Annotated in this window: 21 protein-coding genes and 1 tRNA gene; 13 read left to right on the plus strand and 9 right to left on the minus strand. The window is 55.0% G+C overall.

Features of this window, described 5'->3' with window-relative positions; translation table 11 throughout:
- Positions 1-3: 3 nt before the first annotated feature.
- Positions 4-1,452, minus strand: a complete 1,449-nt coding sequence (guaB, locus tag ACR0MQ_RS02880; RefSeq protein ID WP_170470449.1) for an IMP dehydrogenase — start codon at positions 1,450-1,452, stop codon at positions 4-6.
- Positions 1,453-1,667: 215 nt separating this feature from the next.
- On the opposite strand from guaB, the gene ACR0MQ_RS02885 reads away from it, so the two are divergent.
- Both ACR0MQ_RS02885 and ACR0MQ_RS02890 read left to right on the plus strand, forming a co-directional pair.
- The gene (locus ACR0MQ_RS02885; protein WP_170774152.1) at positions 1,668-3,713 is read left to right on the plus strand and encodes an ASKHA domain-containing protein; all 2,046 of its coding nucleotides are present in this window, start codon (positions 1,668-1,670) and stop codon (positions 3,711-3,713) included.
- 24 nt (positions 3,714-3,737) lie between these two features.
- On the plus strand, positions 3,738-4,595 hold the full coding sequence (locus ACR0MQ_RS02890; protein ID WP_170774151.1) for a class I SAM-dependent methyltransferase: 858 nt from the start codon (positions 3,738-3,740) through the stop codon (positions 4,593-4,595).
- A 10-nt stretch (positions 4,596-4,605) separates the two neighbouring features.
- Here the strand turns inward: ACR0MQ_RS02890 and ACR0MQ_RS02895 are convergent.
- The 4 genes from ACR0MQ_RS02895 to ACR0MQ_RS02910 all read right to left on the minus strand — a co-directional run bounded on the left by ACR0MQ_RS02895 (position 4,606) and on the right by ACR0MQ_RS02910 (position 7,101).
- Positions 4,606-4,679 (minus strand) — tRNA-Gly (locus ACR0MQ_RS02895).
- 110 nt (positions 4,680-4,789) lie between these two features.
- Positions 4,790-5,842, minus strand: coding sequence for a methyltetrahydrofolate cobalamin methyltransferase (locus ACR0MQ_RS02900; RefSeq protein ID WP_480605796.1), 1,053 nt, complete (start codon positions 5,840-5,842; stop codon positions 4,790-4,792).
- 9 nt (positions 5,843-5,851) lie between these two features.
- Positions 5,852-6,778, minus strand: coding sequence for a methylenetetrahydrofolate reductase (locus tag ACR0MQ_RS02905; RefSeq protein WP_170774149.1), 927 nt, complete (start codon positions 6,776-6,778; stop codon positions 5,852-5,854).
- A gap of 26 nt (positions 6,779-6,804) precedes the next feature.
- Positions 6,805-7,101 (minus strand): virulence factor, encoded by a 297-nt coding sequence (locus ACR0MQ_RS02910; RefSeq protein WP_010440228.1) that lies wholly within the window; start codon positions 7,099-7,101, stop codon positions 6,805-6,807.
- A gap of 241 nt (positions 7,102-7,342) precedes the next feature.
- Here ACR0MQ_RS02910 and ACR0MQ_RS02915 point away from each other — a divergent pair, with 241 nt between their 5' ends.
- The 3 genes from ACR0MQ_RS02915 (at position 7,343) to ACR0MQ_RS02925 (ending at position 9,975) form a co-directional block, all read left to right on the plus strand.
- Entirely contained in the window at positions 7,343-8,455 is a 1,113-nt protein-coding gene (locus ACR0MQ_RS02915; RefSeq protein WP_480605799.1) for a Ppx/GppA phosphatase family protein, read from the plus strand.
- Positions 8,455-9,171 carry an RlmE family RNA methyltransferase gene (locus tag ACR0MQ_RS02920; RefSeq protein ID WP_170539829.1) on the plus strand — a complete coding sequence of 239 codons (717 nt, stop codon included), beginning with the start codon at positions 8,455-8,457 and terminating at the stop codon, positions 9,169-9,171. Before ACR0MQ_RS02915 ends, ACR0MQ_RS02920 begins: the two co-directional genes overlap by 1 nt.
- 150 nt (positions 9,172-9,321) lie before the next feature.
- On the plus strand, positions 9,322-9,975 hold the full coding sequence (locus tag ACR0MQ_RS02925; protein WP_170774144.1) for a leucine-rich repeat domain-containing protein: 654 nt from the start codon (positions 9,322-9,324) through the stop codon (positions 9,973-9,975).
- 19 nt (positions 9,976-9,994) lie between these two features.
- Here the strand turns inward: ACR0MQ_RS02925 and ACR0MQ_RS02930 are convergent, their stop codons facing one another.
- From ACR0MQ_RS02930 to ACR0MQ_RS02940, 3 genes are all read right to left on the minus strand, one after another.
- The gene (locus tag ACR0MQ_RS02930) at positions 9,995-10,189 is read right to left on the minus strand and encodes a hypothetical protein (protein WP_170703218.1); all 195 of its coding nucleotides are present in this window, start codon (positions 10,187-10,189) and stop codon (positions 9,995-9,997) included.
- Positions 10,190-10,280: 91 nt separating this feature from the next.
- Complete coding sequence (locus ACR0MQ_RS02935) at positions 10,281-12,185, minus strand: cytochrome c3 family protein (protein WP_480605804.1); 1,905 nt, start codon at positions 12,183-12,185, stop codon at positions 10,281-10,283.
- On the minus strand, positions 12,185-13,042 hold the full coding sequence (locus ACR0MQ_RS02940; RefSeq protein WP_170703207.1) for a YihY/virulence factor BrkB family protein: 858 nt from the start codon (positions 13,040-13,042) through the stop codon (positions 12,185-12,187). The genes ACR0MQ_RS02935 and ACR0MQ_RS02940 overlap by 1 nt, the downstream gene beginning before the upstream one ends.
- 123 nt (positions 13,043-13,165) lie before the next feature.
- Here ACR0MQ_RS02940 and ACR0MQ_RS02945 point away from each other — a divergent pair, with 123 nt between their 5' ends.
- The 8 genes from ACR0MQ_RS02945 to ACR0MQ_RS02980 all read left to right on the plus strand — a co-directional run bounded on the left by ACR0MQ_RS02945 (position 13,166) and on the right by ACR0MQ_RS02980 (position 21,651).
- Positions 13,166-14,302 carry an AI-2E family transporter gene (locus ACR0MQ_RS02945; protein ID WP_319547216.1) on the plus strand — a complete coding sequence of 379 codons (1,137 nt, stop codon included), beginning with the start codon at positions 13,166-13,168 and terminating at the stop codon, positions 14,300-14,302.
- On the plus strand, positions 14,277-15,413 hold the full coding sequence (locus ACR0MQ_RS02950) for an acetoin utilization protein AcuC (RefSeq protein WP_480605809.1): 1,137 nt from the start codon (positions 14,277-14,279) through the stop codon (positions 15,411-15,413). Before ACR0MQ_RS02945 ends, ACR0MQ_RS02950 begins: the two co-directional genes overlap by 26 nt.
- Positions 15,414-15,527: 114 nt before the next feature.
- Positions 15,528-16,505: an AAA family ATPase gene (locus ACR0MQ_RS02955; protein WP_480605812.1), complete on the plus strand. Its 978-nt coding sequence runs from the start codon at positions 15,528-15,530 to the stop codon at positions 16,503-16,505.
- Between the two features lie 20 nt (positions 16,506-16,525).
- Positions 16,526-17,473 (plus strand): DUF58 domain-containing protein, encoded by a 948-nt coding sequence (locus ACR0MQ_RS02960; RefSeq protein ID WP_480605814.1) that lies wholly within the window; start codon positions 16,526-16,528, stop codon positions 17,471-17,473.
- Positions 17,470-17,943: a DUF4381 domain-containing protein gene (locus ACR0MQ_RS02965; protein ID WP_480605816.1), complete on the plus strand. Its 474-nt coding sequence runs from the start codon at positions 17,470-17,472 to the stop codon at positions 17,941-17,943. Before ACR0MQ_RS02960 ends, ACR0MQ_RS02965 begins: the two co-directional genes overlap by 4 nt.
- Positions 17,943-18,929 (plus strand): vWA domain-containing protein, encoded by a 987-nt coding sequence (locus ACR0MQ_RS02970; protein ID WP_170774130.1) that lies wholly within the window; start codon positions 17,943-17,945, stop codon positions 18,927-18,929. Before ACR0MQ_RS02965 ends, ACR0MQ_RS02970 begins: the two co-directional genes overlap by 1 nt.
- A complete protein-coding gene (locus ACR0MQ_RS02975) occupies positions 18,929-20,425 on the plus strand; it encodes a VWA domain-containing protein (RefSeq protein ID WP_480605821.1) in 1,497 nt (498 codons plus the stop codon). Before ACR0MQ_RS02970 ends, ACR0MQ_RS02975 begins: the two co-directional genes overlap by 1 nt.
- Positions 20,422-21,651: a hypothetical protein gene (locus tag ACR0MQ_RS02980; protein ID WP_480605824.1), complete on the plus strand. Its 1,230-nt coding sequence runs from the start codon at positions 20,422-20,424 to the stop codon at positions 21,649-21,651. The genes ACR0MQ_RS02975 and ACR0MQ_RS02980 overlap by 4 nt, the downstream gene beginning before the upstream one ends.
- Positions 21,652-21,654: 3 nt before the next feature.
- On the opposite strand, the gene ACR0MQ_RS02985 is transcribed toward ACR0MQ_RS02980, so the two are convergent.
- Positions 21,655-22,335, minus strand: coding sequence for a Crp/Fnr family transcriptional regulator (locus tag ACR0MQ_RS02985; protein ID WP_170778511.1), 681 nt, complete (start codon positions 22,333-22,335; stop codon positions 21,655-21,657).
- Positions 22,336-22,382: the final 47 nt, after the last annotated feature.

The raw sequence follows: 22,382 nt of genomic DNA on the forward strand, positions 1-22,382 counted from the left end.
CAATTACATGATCCGATAGTTCGGGCTTTCGCGCGTAATCTGCACGTCATGCACATGGCTTTCCTTCAGGCCTGCACCGGTGATTTTGACAAAGTTGCAGTTGCGACGCATTTCATCCACCGTTGCGCATCCGGTATAGCCCATCGCTGCGCGCAAGCCGCCAACCAGTTGATGCACAACCGCACTGGCGGACCCTTTGTAGGGTACCTGACCCTCGATCCCCTCGGGTACCAACTTGTCGTTGGCAGCATCCTTCTGAAAATACCGATCCGCCGAGCCGCGCGCCATCGCGCCCAAGCTACCCATGCCGCGATAGGATTTGAACGAACGGCCCTGATACAAGATGACCTCACCTGGACTTTCGTCTGTGCCAGCGATCATCGAACCAACCATGGCACAAGATGCCCCCGCCGCGATCGCCTTGGCGAAATCACCCGAGAATTTGATGCCACCATCAGCAATGACTGGCACGTCACCTGCTGCTGCCGCACAATCCATGATCGCAGTTAGTTGGGGAACCCCAACACCAGCGACCATCCGCGTTGTACAGATCGAGCCGGGCCCGATGCCCACCTTGATTGCATCAGCGCCTGCATCGATCAGCGCTTTGGTGGCCTCGGCGGTGGCAACATTACCAGCAATGATCTGAACCTCGTTCGACAGCGTCTTGGCGCGTTTCACTGCGTCCAGAACCCCTTGCGAATGACCATGCGCGGTATCTACAACGATGATATCAACCCCGGAATCGACCAGCTGCTCGGACCGTTCAAAACCCGCGTCCCCGACAGAGGTCGCTGCAGCTACGCGCAGACGGCCCAACCGGTCCTTGCAAGCTGTAGGGTTTAGCACAGCCTGTTCTGTGTCTTTCAGCGTCAGTAAGCCGGTCAGCTTGCCCTCGCCATCGACGACCAGCAGCTTTTCGATCCGACGGGCACGCATCAGGCTTTTGGCTTCTTCCAGATCGGCGGGCTCTTGCAGCATCGCCAGATTGTCCGAAGTCATCATCGCTTTGATTGGCGTATCGTCTGAGGTCGCAAAGCGCATGTCGCGGTTGGTCACGATCCCCACGACCCGGCCACTTTCATCAACTACAGGAAAGCCGGTGAAATTATAGCGTTCGACCAGCGCCTGTGCATCAGCCAGCGTCTGATCCGCGCGCAATGTCACAGGATTGTAGACGATCCCGGATTCGAACCGTTTCACGCGCCGCACCTCTCGGGCCTGCTCCTCGACCGACAGGTTCTTGTGCACAACGCCGATGCCCCCGGCCTGCGCCATGGCAATGGCCATACGCGCCTCGGTTACCGTGTCCATTGCCGAGCTAAGCAGCGGAATGTTCATAGTGATCTCGCGCGTCACACGCGTGGTTGTATCCGCCGTCGCCGGAAGCACAGAAGATGCGCCCGGAACAAGAAGTACGTCGTCAAAGGTGAGTGCCTCACGAATCTGCATCTGAAAACCCCATGCAAAAGCCCGTTTGACGGTGACCCTATTACATGGATTTCACCCGAGGGAAAGCCCCGAACCCAAGTTGTTTTCCCCTGCGGGCTTCTGCCACGCCCGAAAACGACGCAAGCAATGCAAAACGTGCCGCTGAATGCCCTTTCCCTTTGCGTTCAAACCCATATGTTCGCCGGCATACGCGCGAATACAAAGGCAGGCCATTCATGACCACCGATCCTCTTGTCGTTTTCACTCCGTCCGGCAAACGTGGGCACTTTCCCGTTGGCACGCCAATCCTGACTGCTGCGCGCCAATTGGGCGTCGATCTAGATTCGGTCTGCGGCGGGCGTGGCATCTGTTCGAAATGTCAGATCACCCCCAGCTATGGCGAGTTCCCCAAGCACGGTGTGACGGTTTCCGAGGATGCCCTGAGCGAATGGAACGCCGTCGAGCAGCGCTATGATGACAAGCGCGGCCTGAAACCGGGTCGGCGTCTTGGCTGTCAGGCATCAGTTCAGGGCGATGTAGTGATTGATGTTCCGCCCGAAAGCCAGGTGCACCGTCAAGTCGTCCGCAAGGCCGCAGCGGCCCGGGCGATTACAATGGACCCAGCCACGCGCCTCTATTTCGTAGTGGTGGAAGAGCCAGACATGCATTCGCCCACCGGAGATCTGGAACGGTTGGAGCGCGCCTTGCGCGAGCAATGGAAGATCGATGCGATCACCGCCGATCTGTCCCTTATGTCCAAGCTGCAGCCAGTTCTACGCAAAGGGAAATGGGAGGTCACGGTCGCCGTTCACAAGGGCCACAAGGATGAAGTGGCGCGCATCGTCGAAATCTGGCCCGGTCTGCACGAACACGGACTCTATGGTTTGGCCATTGACCTCGGCTCGACAACCATTGCGGCACATTTGACCGATCTGGAGACGGGTGAGGTCAAGGCCTCATCGGGTCTGATGAATCCACAAATCCGGTTCGGTGAAGACCTGATGAGTCGCGTCTCATACGCCATGATGAATCCCGGCGGCGACAAAGAAATGACCAAAGCCGTGCGCGAGGCGATTAATGATTTGACAAACTCAATCGCAGATGAGGCCGAGATTGACGCAGCGCTTATTGTTGAAACAGTATTTGTCTGTAACCCGGTGATGCACCATCTACTGCTCGGGCTTGATCCGGTTGAACTCGGCCAGGCTCCATTTGCGTTGGCAACTTCGGAAAGCATGTCCCTGCCCGCGCGAGAAATGGACCTGATCAATATGAACGCGCGTGCGCAGGTCTATATCTTGCCGTGCATCGCAGGCCATGTGGGCGCAGACTGTGCCGCCGTTGCCCTTTCGGAAGAACCCGGCAAATCCGAAGACCTCGTGCTGATCGTCGATGTGGGCACCAATGCCGAAATCCTGTTGGGCAACACTCAGCGCGTTTTAGCCTGTTCCTCACCCACTGGCCCCGCCTTCGAAGGTGCGCAGATAAGTTCAGGCCAGCGGGCTGCCCCCGGAGCCATCGAACGGATCGAGATTGATCCCGTCACCAAGGAACCCCGCTTCCGCATCATTGGGTCCGAGAAATGGTCGGACGAAGAGGGCTTTGATCAGGACATCGCAACAACTGGCATCACGGGAATCTGCGGCTCGGGTATTATCGAGGCTGTCGCTGAGATGCGTATCGCTGGCCTGCTGGACGAAAGTGGCCTGATCGGCTCGGCTGAACAGACGGGTACTCCCCGTTGTGTTCCCGAAGGCCGAACAAACTCCTATCTGATCCACGATGCCAGCGCTGAAGGTGGCCCGCGTATCACGGTAACTCAGGGCGATATCCGTGCCATCCAGTTGGCCAAATCCGCGCTTTATGCCGGTGCGCGTCTGTTGATGGACGAGATGGAGGTCGACCGCGTGAACCGCGTGGTACTGGCCGGGGCGTTCGGCGCGCATATCTCGACCAAACACGCGATGGTTCTAGGCATGATTCCCGACGCGCCTCTGGACAAGGTTTCCAGCGCGGGCAATGCCGCGGGTACAGGCGCGCGAATTGCATTGTGCAACATCGGATCGCGGGCCGAGATCGAGCGCGTCGTGCGCGAAATCACCAAGGTCGAAACCGCGATCGAACCCAAGTTCCAAGACCATTTCGTCGCCGCCAACGCGATCCCGCACAAAACCGATCCGTTCCCTGAATTGGCGCAAGTCGTCACCCTGCCCGCTCCGTCCTTCAACACCGGCGGCGGAGACGATGAAAAGTCTGGTCGTCGCCGCCGCAGGAGGTCATAGTCCCTTCAAAACCTGGAGGGCGCGATGCTGACAATCAACGGTGATCAGGAAGAATTCTGGGGCAAGTCCGAAATGGGCACGCGCTGGCTGACCTTCGAGGATCAGTTGGACCATCTGTTCGCGCCCGTACTGGATCTGGTCCTCGATCACGCCGCGCTGGTTGGTGGAATGCGCGTCATCGATATCGGCTGCGGCACCGGGGCAAGTGCACTTCGGGCGGCGCAGCAGGTTGGACCCGGGGGGCATGTTCTGGGCATTGATATTTCGGAACAATTTCTCGAACGAGCGCGGATGCGCGCAGACGAGGCCAAGCTCGACAATCTCGAGTTCACATATGCCGACGCTCAGGTCGCTGAGCTTTCGTCAGGCGGTTTTGATGCAATGATCTCGCGGTTTGGAGTGATGTTCTTCACCGATCCCGTAGTAGCCTTCGCCAATATGGCTCGGGCCTTGAAACCAGGCGGTCAGATAACCTTTGCAGCCTGGGGTGGTCTGTCAGAGAACCCTTGGTTCAAGATCCCGCATGTCGCCGCCGTCAAACGGTTGGGCCAACCACCCAAGGTGGACCGGAATGCACCCGGCCCTTTAGCATTCCATGACCGCGACAGGGTTTCAAACCTGATGGCGCAGGCTGGTTTAAAAGATATCCATATTGAAGCGGTCCCCCTTGCGCTGACCGCCCCTGCATCCGTCGGAGATGCTGCGCTTTTGTGTACCCGGGTCGGCCCCGCCGCGCGGGTGATCGCCCATTTCGAAGGTACACAGGAGGATGTTGAAGCCATCGTGCGTGGAGTCGCCGAAAAATTTCGCACATTCCAAACACCAAAAGGCGTACAGGTTCCAGCAGTCATCAACCTGCTGCAGGCTCGTGTATCGAGTTGATCGATAGAATTGGAGCGGGTAGCGGGAATCGAACCCGCGCGTTCAGCTTGGGAAGCTGACAGGCTACCATTACATCATACCCGCCGCTAAGAATTGACTACCACTTGTCCTGACTGGGGTTCAAGCCAAACCAGTACCGACAAAAACGAAAGAGCCGGGTCAAAGACCCGGCTCAATCTGTTGTTTTCCATAGATTAAGCGCGACGACGACGTCCACCGCCCCGACGCCCACCGGCGGCACCGGCTTCCTCAGGCGCTTTGTTGGACCTGATCCATTCACCACCATGCGGGTCATTGTTTGTGAGCAGATTTGCGGCGCGGATGGCCTCCATCTCTTTACCAGCGCGCGGTTTGGTCGAACCCAGGCCGAACATCTGAACGAAGGTTTCGTCATCCATGCCTTCTGGCAGGATGATGCCAGCGGCGGCAACCTGTTCCCTCTTCTCGGCAATCTTCTTCTGCGTTACCGGCAGGGCAACCGGGTTCATGATCGCCGAAGTCATGCCAGCACCCATTGCCATCGGCAGGAAGGCGTTGTTGATGCCATGACGGTTGGGCAGACCAAACGAGATGTTGGACGCACCGCAGGTGGTGTTTACACCCAGCTCTTCACGCAAACGACGGACCAGAGCAAATACCTGCTGGCCTGCAGTTGCCATCGCACCGATGGGCATTACAAGCGGGTCCACAACGATGTCATGCGCTGGGATGCCGTGATCCGCTGCACGCTCAACGATGGTCTTGGCGACGGCAAATCGCACATCGGGGTCTTCCGAAATACCGGTGTCATCGTTCGAGATCGCCACAACCGGTACGTTGTATTTCTTTACCAGCGGCAGAACCAGTTCCAGACGCTCTTCTTCGCCCGTGACCGAGTTTAGTAGCGGACGGCCCTCTGCGGCTGCCAGACCGGCTTCTAGCGCACCCGGAACTGAGCTGTCGATGCACAGCGGTACGTCAACCAGACCCTGCACCAGTTCGACAATCTTGCGCATCAGCGGCGGCTCGGTCTCGTTTGGGTTGGGGTTCGAGTTGTAAACAACACCCGCGTTGATATCCAAAACGGTCGCGCCCGCCATAACCTGCGCCAATGCGTCTTTTTCAACGGTTGAGAAATCGCCCGCTTCCAATTCGGCGGCCAGTTTCTTGCGGCCTGTCGGGTTGATCCGCTCTCCGATCACGCAGAACGGTTCATCAAAGCCCAGAACGGCTGTTTTTGTTTTTGATTCGACGACTGTACGGGTCATGTCCGTTCCTTAGGAGTTTGCTGGCTTTGCCGAAGCGCCGCCGTTGTTGATCGCCCAGTTGGCGTTGGTTTTGATGCCGCCAAGCGGGAAGAAGTGGACGTTGGTGATGTTGAAATCCGGGTTGGCCGCTTTGTGGTTCGCGAGTTCGGTGATCACGTCAGTCGGCTCGTAAGGCAGCAACAGTTTGGACACATCCATTGCGCGCTTTTGCAGAACTTTCAGCGACGGGCCTACACCGCAGGCAATGGCGAATTTAATCAGAGTCTGCAGCTTGGCAGGGCCCGCGATACCGATATGGACTGGGATATCAATGCCGGCCTCTTTAAGGCTGTCCGCCCAGGCGATGATCGGCTTGGCATCAAACGCAAATTGAGTGGCCAGCGCCATTTCCGCATCTGTTGTTTCGCTGAATTTTTGCTTCCAACGCAGCGCATCATCGACATTCTTGGTCGAGCCGTCTGGGTCAATGTCCTTGTTCCCCTCGGGGTGACCGGCAACGTGCAGACGCTTGAATCCAGCCTTGTCGAACAAGCCAGTTTCCAGCAATTGCATCGAGCTGTCGAAGTCGCCGTGAGGGTTCGCGACACCACCGGCGAGCAGCAGCGCTTGTTCAACGCCCGCCTCGCCCTGGTACATCGAAATCCAGTTTTCCAGAGTCGCCGCATCCTTGATGATCCGCGCAGGGAAGTGCGGCATGACAGGGTAACCTTCAGCCGCAATGCGCTTGGCCGTTTTGACCATGTCTTCGATTGGCGTGCCCTCGATATGGGCGATGTAAACGCGCGTGCCTTCGGGCAGCAGCGCGCGGAAGTCTTCGACTTTTTCGGCGGTGCGCGGCATTACCTCGATCGAATAGCCCTGCAGAAAGGCTTCGACGGTCGGGTTCACAGGGCCGTTTTCGACCGCATCACGTTTCTTGAAGTTCAGCAAAGCCATAGCGGCCTCCCATAAAGATCTGGGGCTCATGCCCAACCGTCATTGGCGATCAGGGACTTGATACGGTCCTGATCGTATTCCGTTTCCAGGCGCGCGGCCTCGGCCTCGGCAATCTCGGACGGGTCGCCCTCAACTGCGAAAGGTTCGGCTTTGCGCCACTCGGCCAGATAGGCATCACTATCCTTGGCGTTCACCTTCATTGCGGCCCGGTCGATGGCTTGTTCAAACCGCTCTTCCAATTGCCGCTTGGCGCCACGACGGCCTTTGCCGACGATGACCTGAGCGGGAATGTCGCGCCAGTATACGATGGTGACGTCAGGCATAACTGTGATTCCTCCTAACCCGATGGGCCGGTTCTAAACTTCAATATGGGCGCAGGTCGGTCGATTTTCGACACACGGCGTATTTGCAGCGACCTTTTTGCCCAGGATCGGATATCGCTGCTTTTAAAGACCCCTGCCTCGAAACCGAACATCAAAATCCTCATGACTTTAATGAGTGTCTTGCGTGATTGAAAAGCGCGACCTATGGTCGGGGTAACTCGAAAATCGGAGGGCGTTTCAGATGGCGCCCAAGCGTCCCAAAGGTGCGGGCGCGTTCCCGAAAGCGGTCGAAAGCCCCGCGCCGGCAAGACCCGATCCAGATGCGTTATATGCGGCGCTGGATTTGGGGACAAATAGCTGCCGCATGTTGATTGCCCAGCCCAAAGGCAGTGGCTTCCATGTGGTAGACAGCTTCTCCAAATCAGTGCAACTCGGCGCTGGTCTGGAACGCACCGGACGATTGTCGCGGGCGTCTATGGCGCGTACGGTACAAGCTCTTCGGATCTGTCAGCAAAAGCTGAAACGGAACAAGGTCAAGCGCATGCGCTTGATCGCGACCGAGGCCTGTCGTCGTGCCAAGAACTCGCGCGACTTCATCCGCCAGGTCAAACGTGAAACTGGCCTGACGCTCGACATCATTCAGCCCGAGGAAGAAGCGCGCCTGGCCGTCATTTCCTGCGCGCCGCTGGTATCAATCAAAACCGAGCAATTGTTGGTCGTGGACATTGGCGGCGGTTCGACCGAGTTGGTCTGGATCGACATATCCTCGGTTCCGCGCCGCGACCGACCTGCTTCGATCATGCGGCTGCATAACGGATTCCATACCACCGACAGCCCATTTCCTGCGGCTAAAGTCGTGGATTGGATCAGTGTACCGTTGGGAGTGGCCACTTTGCGGGACCAGTTCAACGACGTCGAAGACGACGCAGCGCGATTTGCGCTGATGAGCTGGTTCTTTGAAGAAAACCTTGCTGATTTTGCACCTTATAAAGATGAACAGGCTCGCGAGGGGTTCCAGATCGTGGGCACTAGCGGAACGGTCACCACGGTGGCTGCTTCGCATCTGGGTCTAAAACGCTATGACCGAACCAAGGTGGACGGATTGCGAATGACCAGCGATCAGATTGACAAGGTCATACGAGGCTATCTAGAACTCGGCCCTCGTGGGCGCCGCCGTGATCCCCGGATCGGAGAAGATCGGCAGGCCCTGATCATGTCCGGCTCGGCCATTTTGCAGGCATTGTTGCGCTGCTGGCCCACTGATCGCCTTTCTGTGGCGGATCGGGGGCTACGCGAAGGTTTGCTCTATGCGCAGATGAGCGCGGACGGTGTATTGGAAGACGGACCGTTCTGATGGCGAAGACACCAACCGGCAAAGGCAACTCGGGTCGCGGGCAACGTGACCTGAAGGTCAAGGTTAAGACAGCGCGCGGGCGTAAGCTCAGCTCGACCCGCTGGCTTGAGCGGCAGTTGAACGACCCTTACGTCAAGCGGGCGCAGGTCGAAGGGTATCGCGGACGCGCAGCGTTCAAGATACTGGAGTTAGACGATAAATTCCGGTTCCTTGTGCCCGGCGCGCGCGTGGTTGATCTGGGTTGTGCGCCAGGTGGTTGGCTGCAAGTTGCAGTGCAACGTGTTAACGCACTGGGCGAGAAGAGCGGTAAGCGTATTGGCACGGTTCTAGGTGTCGATCTGCAAGAGGTCGAACCGGTAGCGGGGGCCACCGCGCATGTGCTTGATTTCATGGAAGATGATGCCGACCAGAAGGTCAAAGACTGGCTGGGCGGTAAAGCGGATGTGGTCATGTCCGACATGGCGGCTGCATCCTCAGGCCACAAGCAGACCGATCACCTTAGGATTATGGCCTTGTGCGAAACGGCAGCCTATTTTGCGTTTGATGTGCTGGAAGAAGGTGGCACCTTCGTCGCAAAGGTTCTTGCAGGCGGGGCCGAGGGAGACCTTCAGAAGCTGCTCAAGCAGAAATTCAACAAGGTGGCCAATGTAAAGCCACCCGCGTCACGCTCGGACAGCTCGGAAAAATTCGTTGTCGCCACCGGTTTCCGTGGCTAAGCGACTGTAAGGTTAAATCTTTTAACCAACTGTAATTCTCGGATGGCGACTTAGTCCTCTAGCACGACACGTTGAGGTTTACCGTGATTGCCTGCATTTCGCGCTACACGGTCATAGATTAGCCGCATTGCCGTTTTATCCGCCGCTCACATGAGAAAAACTGTCCTAGTACTTATTATTGCCCTGATTGCGTTGGCCGCCTGGCAGTACAAGCTGCAGAAAACTGCAAACCAACAACTACTGATAGCCGAGCAGCGGGTCAAAGGTGTCGTTTCTGCGGGAACGAACGATCTTGATTTTAAAGATCTTACTGAACTTCGAAAGCTGCCGGCCAACATCCCGGATATTCCGAATCTCAAATCTCTGAATGCACGGGGAACCAATCTAAGTGATCTGACCGGGCTGGAAGGGAACGCAACACTCGAGCGGCTTGACGTGAACATGACGCGGGTCTCCGATCTTGGCCCACTTAACGGTTTACCGAACCTAAAGCTGGTTTACCTCCATGATACCTGGGTTTCTGATGTTTCTCCTCTCGCGACACTGCCATCGCTTGAACGCCTTGATATCGGCAATACCCAAATTGAAACGCTGGTGCCTGTTTTACAAATCGAGAACCTGAATTGGCTGAATCTTCACAACAGTCATGCGCTTGACGGGTCTGGTGAACAATTTGCGATCTTGCAGGAACGTCCATTTCTTCAGTTGTCAGGCGGTTCTGGCTTCCGACAAAATTATCAACCGGGCTGGCAGTACAACATGATGCAGCACCTATCGCGTTTGCGAGAAAAGCTTGGGCTTTAAGGTTTGTCCGGTCGCTGTGCTAGTCCAGATCGATCTTACCCTGAGCAATACGCTGTTTCTTGAGTGACGCCGTCGCAATCCCCTGAAACAAGATTGCCTCTCCATGATTTATATCGACAGGCTCGCGCGCGCGAAGTTCTTCGATGCGCTGATCCAACGTTGTTTTCCGATCAGCAGAAATCGGCTTTATGATAGTAGCTGTGCGATCCGGCATACATCACCTGTTGACAGTCCAAGTGCTGGCATCGGTGTCTAGCCAACAAATGGGCCCGTAACGTGGCGTAAATCTGCCGGATTGGTGCCTGTTACCGCCCCATATCGCGCGCCAACTGATTTAAGCTCGGATCATCTGGAAGGATGGATAAAGCCTCGTCCAATGTCGCAATCGCTGCCTGTGGACCACGATTTATGTGGGCCAGCTGTACCAGCATCGGCCAGGCCTCAGACCGTTGTGGATCTAGCGTCACAACCTCGCGGAACGCCTTTTCCGCGGCTTGGGCATTTCTCAGCGCCAGTGCCCAGCCTCCCAAAACTAAGTGGGTTTCAGGAAAATCCAGACGATGCGATATACTGCGCTGCCAGTCGGCCATACCCTGCTGAGCGGCCGCCCGTTGATCCTGCGACATGGCTTGTGCGGGAATGGCAAGAAACTCCTTGGCTGCCGAAATTCGGACATTGCGCAAGGGGTCGGACAATAGCGGCTCAAGCCGTGCAACACGTTCCGGCATTGGCGCTTGGCGTTGCAAAACCGGCCCGTTGGCGCGAACCAGCGGATCCGGATCGGATAAGAGCGGCGCCACCCGCTGCGCAAGTACAGGCGTCGCAAAGGGTTGCAGCAGATAGAGTGCAGTCGCGCGGACAATTCCTGCCTGCTCTTTGTCCAAAGCGATCGCGATTAACGCTTCGGGATCGTCCAATTGACCAATGCCCGCCGCAGCAAACGCTGTACCATAATGAACGGTTCGATGGGCAGAGTTTGGGAACCAGTCAGAAATCTGTTGCGCAGCCCAGGGCTGCCCCTCTTCCGCATGACAATCGGTGCAAGCGTCAACTCCAAGCCCCAAATCCGGTCGGGGGATTCGGAAACTGTGATCGTGCCTGCCGTCCACGCCCATATAGACTCGCTCGATCATGTGGCAGTTCTTGCATTGGGAGCCATCAGAGTTTTCTGCATGGTGATGGTGTTCGGGCGTGTCATAACTAGCCAATCGAAGGGTTGGGAATTCCGAATTTCCAGCGGGCGAATGACACTGCGTGCACAAGCCATTCCCTTCGGCTTTTACCTCGGCCCGGTGGGGATCATGGCAATCCATGCACCCTACCCCCTCAGCATACATGCGCGACTGAAGGAACGAACCATATACGTAGACCTCGTCCAAAATCTGCCCATCCGGGTGGTAAGCGCCCGGTCGCAGGACAGCTAAATTATATGCGTCATGAAAAGGCGTACCGGGGACCGGATTACCATCCTCCAGCGCCTCGCGCCGAGAATGGCACCCGGCGCATTGCTGGATGTCTGCCTCGGTTTGCCCCTTTCCCAATTCGATTGGAAATCCAAACGCGCCCAACCCGTCGTCAAGCGTTTTGCCAGTTGTCCACTCAAGATGCGCTGATCCTGGCCCGTGACAAGCCTCACAACCGACGCCGATTTCAACTTGTGTCGACGCATAGCGCCTTGTCTCGGCATCGTAATTCTTCACGTAACCGGTCGCATGGCACTCGGCACAGCGCGCGTTCCAGTTCTTGTACGGCCCTGTCCAATGCAGCCCGTCATTCGGTGGTAAATCCTGTTCTGGATAGAGGTGATACCAGCGGCTTTCTTCCGTGTCCCAGACGACATCGAAACTCTGTAATCTGCCTGGTCCAGTTTCAAAGAGGTATTGCTGCAACGGCGCAATGCCGACCACCGAATGCACCGGATAGTCGGTGATAACGCCATCTTTTTCGGTGACTCGCGCTGAAAGAACGCCGTTTTTATCCACGAAAGAAACGCTCATCCCATCATGGGAAAAGCTGGTCCCATCGAAATCAGCCAGAACTTGGCCATCTTCTACCTCGGTCCAAGCGAGATCGTGATGTGACCCTTTCCAGGCTTCAGTTTCGTCTTGATGGCAATCTGCGCACAGCTCGGATCCGACATATTCCTGTGCCCAGCCAGCCGGCGTCGTTGCCCACAGGATCGCAATCAGAATGAGCTCGCGGAAGTACATCAAGTGGTTTCCGCATTTTTTAAGTCTATCAAGGCCCCGTTATACTCGGCACCCAGGATCAGCATGGCAGAACACAGGTAGAGGAAAATCAGCGCGGCCATTGCTCCAGCGAGGCCCGCATAGGTTGCGCTATAGGTGGCAAACTGGGCGATATAGATCGAAAACCCCCATCCACCTGCAGCCCACAATGCCAAGGTCAGGATGACACCCGGAAGTATTTGCGAAAGCCTGTGCCGCCGTGTGGGTAAGATCAGATGAGCCAGAATAACTGTGCCTGCCGGTACCGCAACGGTGAACGTCCATCGCAGGCGGTCAACGGACAGCCAGTTATCAACATCAACGGCCGTCTTTTCCGAGACCAGACGCGTGTAGACAGGCAAAACCACCTCAACCGCTGCGATGGCCAAAATTGCGGCCCCACCGATAATAACAAGCGCAAAACACAACAGCCGGGTTTTCCAGAACGGCCAGATATCTTTGTCATGATAGGCTTGCGTCATGGCGCGACGTACGGCAGCAACACCATTGGATGCGAAGTAGATCGCTAACAAACCGCCCAATGTGATCACGCCCGACCCCGCCCCTGCCAGCACAGCCCGCAACTCAGAAACAATCGGATCGGCGACGTCTTTGGGCCAGGCACCAAAAATCAGCTCTATCAACTCGTCCGTCACATATCCCTGTGACAAAGCCCCCGCCAACGCCACTGTGAATAGAACAAACGGAAACAGCGCCATCATCAATGACATCGCCACATGGCTGCTCATGACAAAACCGTCTTTGTCGTTGAACCGACGAACAGCAAGCCAGAGCGCGCGCAGAAACTGATTGGATGAGAGAATCGATACACGTGACATCGCAACAGCCTAACGCGCCTTTTGCGCTGGCAGAACCGCCAATTCGCCATTTGCAAGGAATTCCAGCGCTTAACCTTCTGTATGGATTGCATAAACTGGTAAGCCTGTGCAGGATCGTGCAAGATGTCCCAAATCACGCACCAGCGGCAAGCAGACCCAGGCCAACTCATGACCTCTGATCCCGAAAATAGCCCATCCAGAGCGCGCCTGCAGTTGGGCGTATTGAGGGATGTTGTGATCGTGGCCACTCTTGTGGTGCTTGGCCTTTATGCAGGGGCGAATTTTCTGGTGCCGTTGACCATGGCACTGCTGATCAATGTACTGATCCTGGCCCTCAGTGACCGGGTCATCGCGGTGACACGTGTACCAATCTGGATCGCGAACTTAGCCGGAGTTACTGTCGTTTTGGCAGGCTTGTTCATGATCATGTATATTCTCGGCAGTCAGGCCACGCAATTTGCGCGTTCGATCAACACCTATGAAAGCCAGTTTGATGGTGCGGTGCACAGAATTACCGGATTGGTCGGAAATGACGTCACCAGTTTCATTCGGGACAATCTGGTCAGCATCGACATGTCCTATGTTGCACGGCTTTTGCTGGGCAGTGCCACATCTCTGCTGAACCAGTTTTTCCTCATCAGCCTGTATGTCGCATTTCTGATGGCTGAGCGCCTGGCATTTCGCAAGAAAATCCAACTTGCAGCAGGTAACCCGCAGCTCGGCGCTGATCTGGCTTCGGTTTTGGATGCTATCTCGTACAGTCTGCAGCGCTATGTCGGGGTGAAGACTTTGATCAGCCTGATCACGGCCCTCATAAGCTATTCAATATTTAAGGCACTGGGACTGGAATATGCCGAGACATGGGCCGTTCTAACATTCGCGCTGAATTTCATCCCGTCTATCGGTTCGATTATTGCCGTGATCTTTCCGTCGATGATTGCATTGGTACAATTTGAAACCATTGGACCATTCCTTGTCATCGTCCTGGGCTGTGGCACGCTGCAATTTGTGATCGGCAATTTCCTGGACCCGGCCATGCTTGGCCGGTCTCTGAATATGTCGACCTTTCTTGTCATATTGGCACTGACATTCTGGACCACAGTCTGGGGTTTAATCGGAGCGTTTCTCAGCGTTCCCTTAACGGTGTGTATCCTGATTATTTTCAGTCATATTCCAGCACTCAGGCCCGTTGCCGTTCTGATGTCGCTGGATGGTCAATTGGGCGATGACAGCCATGCGAGTGTTGAAGACAAACAATAAACCTCGACCCATCTTCATAGGCTCGGAAATCTATCGCACCTCGAGCTATGGCGCAAAACACCCGCTTGCAATCCCGCGCGTTTCCACTGTGATTGACCTCTGCAGATCGATGGGTTGGCTGAACTCGCAGAACTATCGGACCAGCCCGTGTGCCAAACCTAAGGCACTGCAGCGATTTCATTCACCTGCTTACATTTCAGCATTACTAAACGCCGAAAAAACACAGTCGGTCTCCGACGAGGTAAAACGCAGGTTTGGTCTGGGCACATTGTCCAATCCGGTATTTGGAGAAATGTATCGACGGCCAGCCACTGCCGCCGGAGGATCGATGCTGGGAGCCGAGTTAATTTGGAACGGTGGTATTGTGTTTAACCCAGCAGGAGGTACGCATCATGGATTGGAAAGTCGCGCCAACGGCTTCTGTTACCTAAACGATCCAGTTCTCGCGATCCTAAGACTGCTCGATCTTGGGCTTGAACGAATTGTCTACATAGACATCGACGCCCATCATTGCGATGGCGTCGAGGCTGCGTTCCACGGTTCGTCAATGGTGCGCATAATTTCGATTCATGAGGCGCGCAGATGGCCCTTTACCGGACTACTGGAAGATGACGCAGGTGGCGCCGCATGGAATTTACCTGTTGATCGAGGTCTAAATGACGATGAATTCCAAGCCATTCTGGAGGGGATGATTCTTCCTGTAACTAAGGCTTTCCACCCACAAGCCATTATCCTGCAATGCGGTGCCGACGCCGTCACCGAAGACCCGCTATCGCGCCTCGCATTGTCAAACAATGCGCACTGGCGTGCCGTTTCCAGCCTCCAACACTTAACACCTCGGTTTTTGATCTTGGGTGGCGGGGGTTATAATCCTTGGTCTGTCGGCCGTCTGTGGAGCGGTGTTTGGGCAACCCTGAACGGATATGAAATCCCTTCTCATCTGACAGAAGAACAGCAATCTATCCTAAACGCGCTGAGTTGGAACCGAAAGACCGGTCGCGACCGACCAACCCACTGGACAACCACACTACGTGATCCCAGTAATCCCGGGCCCATCCGCGAGGAGTTAAAGAGTGATATTCAAAAACTTAGAACTCGGAATTCATTGTAGTCTGAGCAACTTCGCCCTGCTAACATTCTATCATTACTTCAAGATACCGACTCTCGGCCATCGCAGACGATAGAACGCGAGACCGGTATTTCGGGCTATTACGGGACAATTGTTATGAGCGCACTCAACCAGATTATGGATCTCAGATCCCGTATGGGCCAATCGATCATTGGCCAGATCGAGGTGATTGATCGCCTGCTGATCGGTCTCTTGGCCAATGGTAACCTTTTGATCGAGGGCCTGCCTGGTCTGGCCAAGACACGCGCGGTCAAGGCAATGGCGAAGAATATGGATGCAAGCTTTAGCCGCATTCAGTTTACGCCGGACTTACTGCCTTCGGATGTGACTGGGACCGAGATATTCCAGCAGACCGATGCGGGGGGTGAGTTCAAGTTCGAACCGGGACCGATTTTTGCGAACATCGTACTAGCGGATGAAATCAACCGTGCGCCCGCCAAGGTGCAGGCGGCGTTGCTGGAAGCGATGGAGGAACGGCAAGTCACTGTTTCAGGAACCACGCATAAAATGGATCCTCTGTTTATCGTCATGGCCACCCAGAACCCCATCGAACAGGAAGGTACCTACCCACTGCCCGAAGCACAGATGGATCGATTTCTGATGCATGTTCAAATCACTTACCCCCCCGTCGAAGACGAAGTTGAAGTTATCCGCCTGGTTCGGGGCGAAGATATCGCAGCCAACAAGGGTGGGGCGCGTGAAACTCCAGCCGCGATACCACAGGAAGCCATCTTTGCGGCAAGGTCAGAGATCGGTCAAATCCATGTGTCTGACGCGATGGATCGTTATATGGCCGACCTCGTGCAGGCGACGCGTACGCCCGAAGCTTTGAGCCCCGAACTCGCGAGTTGGATTGAGATCGGCGCCAGTCCACGCGCCTCACTGGCGTTGGACAAATGCGGGCGCGCCCATGCCTGGATGAACGAACGCGATTATGTCGACCCTGCAGACACCCGCGCCATTGCGCATGACGTATTTCGTCATCGCGTTACACTCAGTTTCGAAGCACAAGGATCAGGCAAATCCGCAGATGACGTGATCGCAGAACTCCTTCGCCTGGTGGCGCTTCCCTAATCGCTAAGGAAAACGGCTGCATGACCCTGACTGCGCCATATCCGAACGACCCACGCGTCCGAGTCGACGCGGACCATCTATTGCAATTGGGCCCCAGATCGCGGCCACTCAGCCTGTTACCGCGTCAACCCGCGCGCTCGATCCTGAATGGTCGTCACGCCTCGCGTCTGCGTGGTCGCGGCCTGAATTTTGAAGAATTGCGTGGCTATTTGCCGGGCGACGATATCCGAACGATCGACTGGAAGGTCACTGCACGCACCGGAAAGCCCCATGTTAGGGTCTACACCGAAGAACGTGATCGCCCTGCCCTGCTGTTGGTCGATCAGCGCATATCGATGTTCTTCGGAACAGAAGTCTACATGAAATCTGTCATCGCTGCCGAAGCCGCAGCAATTTCTGCGCATCGAATTCTTGGTCAAGGCGATCGTGTTGGAGGTCTCGTATTCAGCGATACAGACGTTGCCGAGCATAGACCACAGCGCCGCGCGGCAGCCCTTACGCGGTTCTTGTCCTCCATCGGAACAGCAAATTCCAGCTTGCATGCAGGCTTGACCCCACAGCCAACCGTGTTTCTGAATGACATGCTTATCGAGGCTACCCGCATCACCCAAACCAGCGGACTAATATGCCTGTTCTCAGACTGCGACGGGCTCGATGAAAGATCGGAGAATTTGTTGCGGCAACTGGCGTTCTCAAACGATTTGATCGTTTTCAATATCGCGGATCCAACTGCAACGGCCCTCACGCCGAACCTGAAGATGACGGTCTCTGATGGTAACGAGCAGATTGAAGTCGACAGTTCCGACCCTGAGTTATCAGACAAAATTCGAAGATCGATGGAGGATAGGTTAGCACAACTGCACACATGGTCCGGACGATATGGTTTTCCGGTAGTTCCTATGACAACCTCGGAACCGGCTTTGGATCAGCTATTGCGCTTATTCGGGCACCGCGGAGGTCGGCGATGAGCATCGATACCACAGGAAAATCGCTGGTTGATCTGTTGGATATGCTCGAACCAGCGCCAGAACCTGAAGCTATTTCAATGATGCCCCAGACCTGGGGATGGGTCGTGGTCGCTGTCATCCTGCTGGCAATTTTTTCGGTCGCTACAGTCCTGATACTGCGGCACAGGCGTGCGAACGCCTATAGGCGGTACGCGCTGGCAGAACTCGCAGCGCCTGGCATCTCTGTGGCCAAGGTTGCCGAGATCCTTCGGCGTACTGCGTTGGCCGCATATCCTCGCGAGCAGGTCGCAGGGATTCATGGCGAAGAATGGCTGAGATTTCTATCCCAAACCATTGATAGAAAATCATTAAATTCGGAAGTTTGCCGAGCGTTAGTTGAAGCCCCGTATAAAGACATACCGCCAAACCCTGCCGTCACGCAGCTTGCGCGCCATTGGGTTAAAGCCCACAAACCATATCGGAGAAAGTGATGTTTTCCTTCGCTGCTCCGTGGGTTTTTCTGCTACTTCCGCTTCCGGCGCTGGTCTATTTTTTTGCTCCACCCCATCGCGAAAAAAACACTTCAATTCGTATTCCCTTCTTTCGCCGCGTTGCGCAGGCCGCGGGCGTCGAGCCGAGTTCCGGCTCAGTCATCCCAGTTCGATCCCACCTTCAAACGGCAAGCGTCGTGTTAATCTGGATTTTGTTGGTTCTGTCGCTGGCTCGACCAGAACAGTTAGGTGATCCCATAGTGATTGAAAAATCTGCGAGGGACGTCGTCCTCGCGTTGGATATCTCGGGCTCGATGGATCAGCGCGATTTCAAATCCGAGACTGGCGGCCCTGTGCAAAGGTTGGAAGCAGTAAAAGATGTCCTAAAACAATTCATCGCCGAGCGCGATGGTGACAGGATGGCCCTCATCATTTTTGGAACACGCGCGTTCATACAAGCGCCGTTTACAGAAGATCTTAATAGTTTGAATGGCTTCCTGGATCAAACTCAAGTTGGCATGGCTGGTCCGAACACTGCCCTTGGTGACGCGATCGGGCTTGGGATCAGAACATTCGAGTCCAGCGAAGTGGATCAACGCCTGATGATCGTCCTAAGCGATGGGGCCGATACATCCAGCCGTATGACGCCTGTAAACGCGTCGGCGATTGCCGCAGAAAAGAATGTGGTCATCTATACGATTGGTGTTGGAGACCCTAATGCTACGGGCGAAGATCGCGTGGACCTGCAAGCGTTAAAGGATATCGCGGATCGCACCGGTGGAGAATATTTCTTTGCAGATGATGCGTCGGCCCTCGCACAGACCTACGAGCGCATAGATCAGCTAAACCCCAGAATAGTAGAAACTCAAAGCTATCGCCCGACAAACAGCCTTGCCCATATTCCATTGGCGAGTGCGCTGATCGTTATTCTTATCAGCACAATCTCGTTCCATTTTGCCCAGCGGCGCAAGGAGGTTGCTCAATAATGGAACTTCCTGATTTCCATTTTATTCGAGGTTATTACCTTCTGTTTTTAATCCCAATCGTGGCGTTATGGTGGTTGATCAGACCCAAGCCTGCGGCTGAAACCAAGCTACCCTCAGGGATCGCTCCGCATCTGGCGACCGCATTGCAGCTTGGCAAGACTGAAACCCGTCGCATTCAACCAATTGATATTGCGATGGTCATCGCCACACTTGTTGCCCTCGCGGCCTCCGGTCCAACCTGGTCGCGTGCACCCAACCCGCTAATTGCAGATACCGCCCCGTTAGTGATCGCTCTAAAGGTCACCGACAGCATGGAGAACACGGATATTGCTCCTTCACGGTTGGACCGAGCACGGTTCAAGATCGCTGATCTGATCGATGAGCGCGCTGGAGCCCGCACTGCGCTGATCGCTTATTCCGGAACGCCGCACCGAGTTGCTCCCCTAACCGAAGACGCCAACATTCTTCGCCCTCTGCTTGAAGGCTTAACGCCGACTGTGATGCCAACCCCAGGCGACGCAGCGGCCGATGCTCTCGATTTAGCGCAATCCATACTGGATGAAAGTGAGAGCCCAGGGGCAGTGCTGTTTGTTTTGGATGACTTAGACCCGTCTCAGGTATCTAAGTTAAACACTTCGACTAACGACATTTTCTTTCTCACTATGCTGCCCAATGGTGAGCGAATTGTTCAGCTAGGCAACGTCCAAGGCGCATCCGTGATAGCGTTTTCGGATGACGATCGGGACATCAGTCGTCTGCAGCGTCAAATCCAAACTGCCTACACTGCAGCTCTGGATGATGATGAACGTCTTGATTGGCAGGACAATGGCTGGATCTTGGCATGGCCTGCTGCGTTAGTATCACTTCTTTGGTTCAGAAGAGGCTGGGTGATCCGCTGGGCACTACTGGCTTTGATGATAATTCCACCATCAGGAGTTCGAGCCGAAGGGTGGAAAGATTGGTTCCTTACGGCCGATCAGCAAGGTCAAATTGCAATGAATCAAAAGCGCTTTGCTGAAGCGGCGGAATTGTTTGAGGGCTCGTATCACAAGGGATATGCCTATCTCAGGGACGGTCAATATTCAGAGGCGTCCTCCATATTTGCCGGGCTGGACACATCGGAAGCCGCGTTTGCTGAAGGTATGGCGCGAATACGGAACCGTGAGTATCGCCCAGCCATATCCGCCTTCGAGACCGCCTTGGAACGGCGTCCTGAATGGCCCGAAGCGCAGCACAATCTCGAGGTGTCGAAAGCCATCCTTGATTACATTGAAACAACACGCGAACAATCTGATACGGGCGAAGAGGCTGGCATCGGTGCGGACGATACGGTGTTCGACAATGATGCGGCCCGCGGTAACGAAACTACGGTTCAAGCTCCTATAGAAGGGCCGCAAACCCTTTCGGCTGATCAATGGATCAGCTCGATAGATACCGACATGCAAGACTTTCTGCGTAACCGTTTTCTTCTTGAAAATCAGGAGCGAACAGAATGAGATACGTTACTTTCTTTATTCTTTTTCTTGCTCTTCCAGTATTTGCGCAGAATAACGATGCGACTGCCCCTCAGGTCTCGGTCGAAGTGCCTGATAAACCGGTCATTGTAGGGCAACCAGCGATCGTTCGAATCAAAGTTCTGGTGCCAACATTCATGCCACAACCTCCGGTGTTTCCCTCTTTAGAACAACAAAACCTCGTGGTTCGTCTTCCTGAACGTGCCTCTGGACCAATCAGCGAGACGGTGAACGGAGCGACCTGGTCCGGTGTGCAGCGCAGCTATCGCCTATACCCTCTGGCAACAGGTCCGGTTGCGTTTGACTCGCAAGAGGTGGTTGTAACTTATGCCGATCCTCAAACCAACGATCCAATTCAGGTTTCGTTGGCGCTTCCGCCTGTACAACTCAGCGCCGAGATTCCAGAAGGTGCCCGTGGTCTAGATCCGTTAATCATCGCAAACGGGTTTTCGCTCCAGCAGCAAATAGAAGGCACAACAGATATGCAGGCTGGTGACGCCATTACACGCGAATTGAGCGCGCAGATATCTGGCACGACGCCTCTTTTGATCCCAGTGCTCACACCTCACGAGCAAGACCCGTTGGTGCGCGCATATCCTAAGGAGCCGCGCATTACAGAAACCGAAGATCGAGGGGTGTTGTCCGGACAACGCATGGAGAAGACGGTATATATTTCGCAGGAGGGCGGCCAGACAAGGTTGCCAGCTGTGTCAATCGATTGGTTTAACTTGCAAACCAGACAAATTGAAACGGTCGCCGTCCCAGCGACCGAGTTAACGCTGGCACCACCAAAATGGCAGCAGCCGGATATCGAAACCCTTGCAAAGGCTGCATTCTGGATCACGATTGTTGTTTTGGCATTGTGGGCCGCAGTGCGATCTCTTCGCCCACGCTATCAGCGCTGGAAAGACAAGCGACACAGTAGATATCTTGCCTCCGAGGAATACGCCGCCGAAGCTTTGAGAGCAGCATTGAGAGCTCGGGATTTGTCTGCAGCTTATGAAGCTATAGAACTTTGGAAAGAGCGCAGCCTCCAACCAGAACGCGCCGCGCCCCTTGAGAGCAGCCTGACCCAGATAGGTGCTGAGCGGTATTCAAAGAAGAGCCAAACCGGCTTTGAGGATTGGAGTGCGGTCATGCGGAAACTGAATACCCTGAATCACTCTAGTCGTCCCAAACCGGGTGTGTTGCCGCCACTTAATCCCTAGGCTTCAACTTTGGCAGCTTGCGATAAGTTTGCGCCTGTCGATTAGACGTAGTCGACCATATCCCAGCTCAACTAGGCCTAAACCTGAAAGTCGATGCAAGTTACGATGCAACGTTGGTTGAGACACTGCGACCATCGCAGCCAGCTCATCCTGCGATACAATAATCCAGCCGTCGGATTTCGAGGCGCCCTCGTCCAAATGCAGCAGACGTAAGACAAGGCGCTTCTCCGACCCCGTAACTGCCAAGTTGGCCATGATCCGGAGGGCTGTTTTCATGTTTTCACGTGTTAACGCATAGAAATCGCGGACATATTCCGGATTCTCTTGCACCATTCTTTCCACCCGTGAACTGGGGAAAAACAATGTACGCGTCTGTTGGGTGGTCATCACGCTGACCAGTCTTTGCGCTTCGGCGAAAAGAGCAAGATCTCCAATCCAGAAACCTGCACCTTCCCGATGCACAACAAATTCTTGCCCGTCATCGGCGGGTGCCGTGATCTGAACAGACCCATCAAGCACAGCATGAATACCATTTGCCGGATCACCATGGTGATAGAGTGTTTCGCCTGGATCAAACGTTCGGACAACCGCACAAGTCATCAGATCATTCTGAAATTTCGGCCCGCGTGCCCCAAACCAGTCGGTTTGGGTCAGGATCTGCATATCATCATCATTATCAAACATTTGTATCTTTCAAAATGATCATATGATAAGTTTTAGACACGTTTCAT

Source organism: Ruegeria sp. AN6, assembly GCF_056540425.1.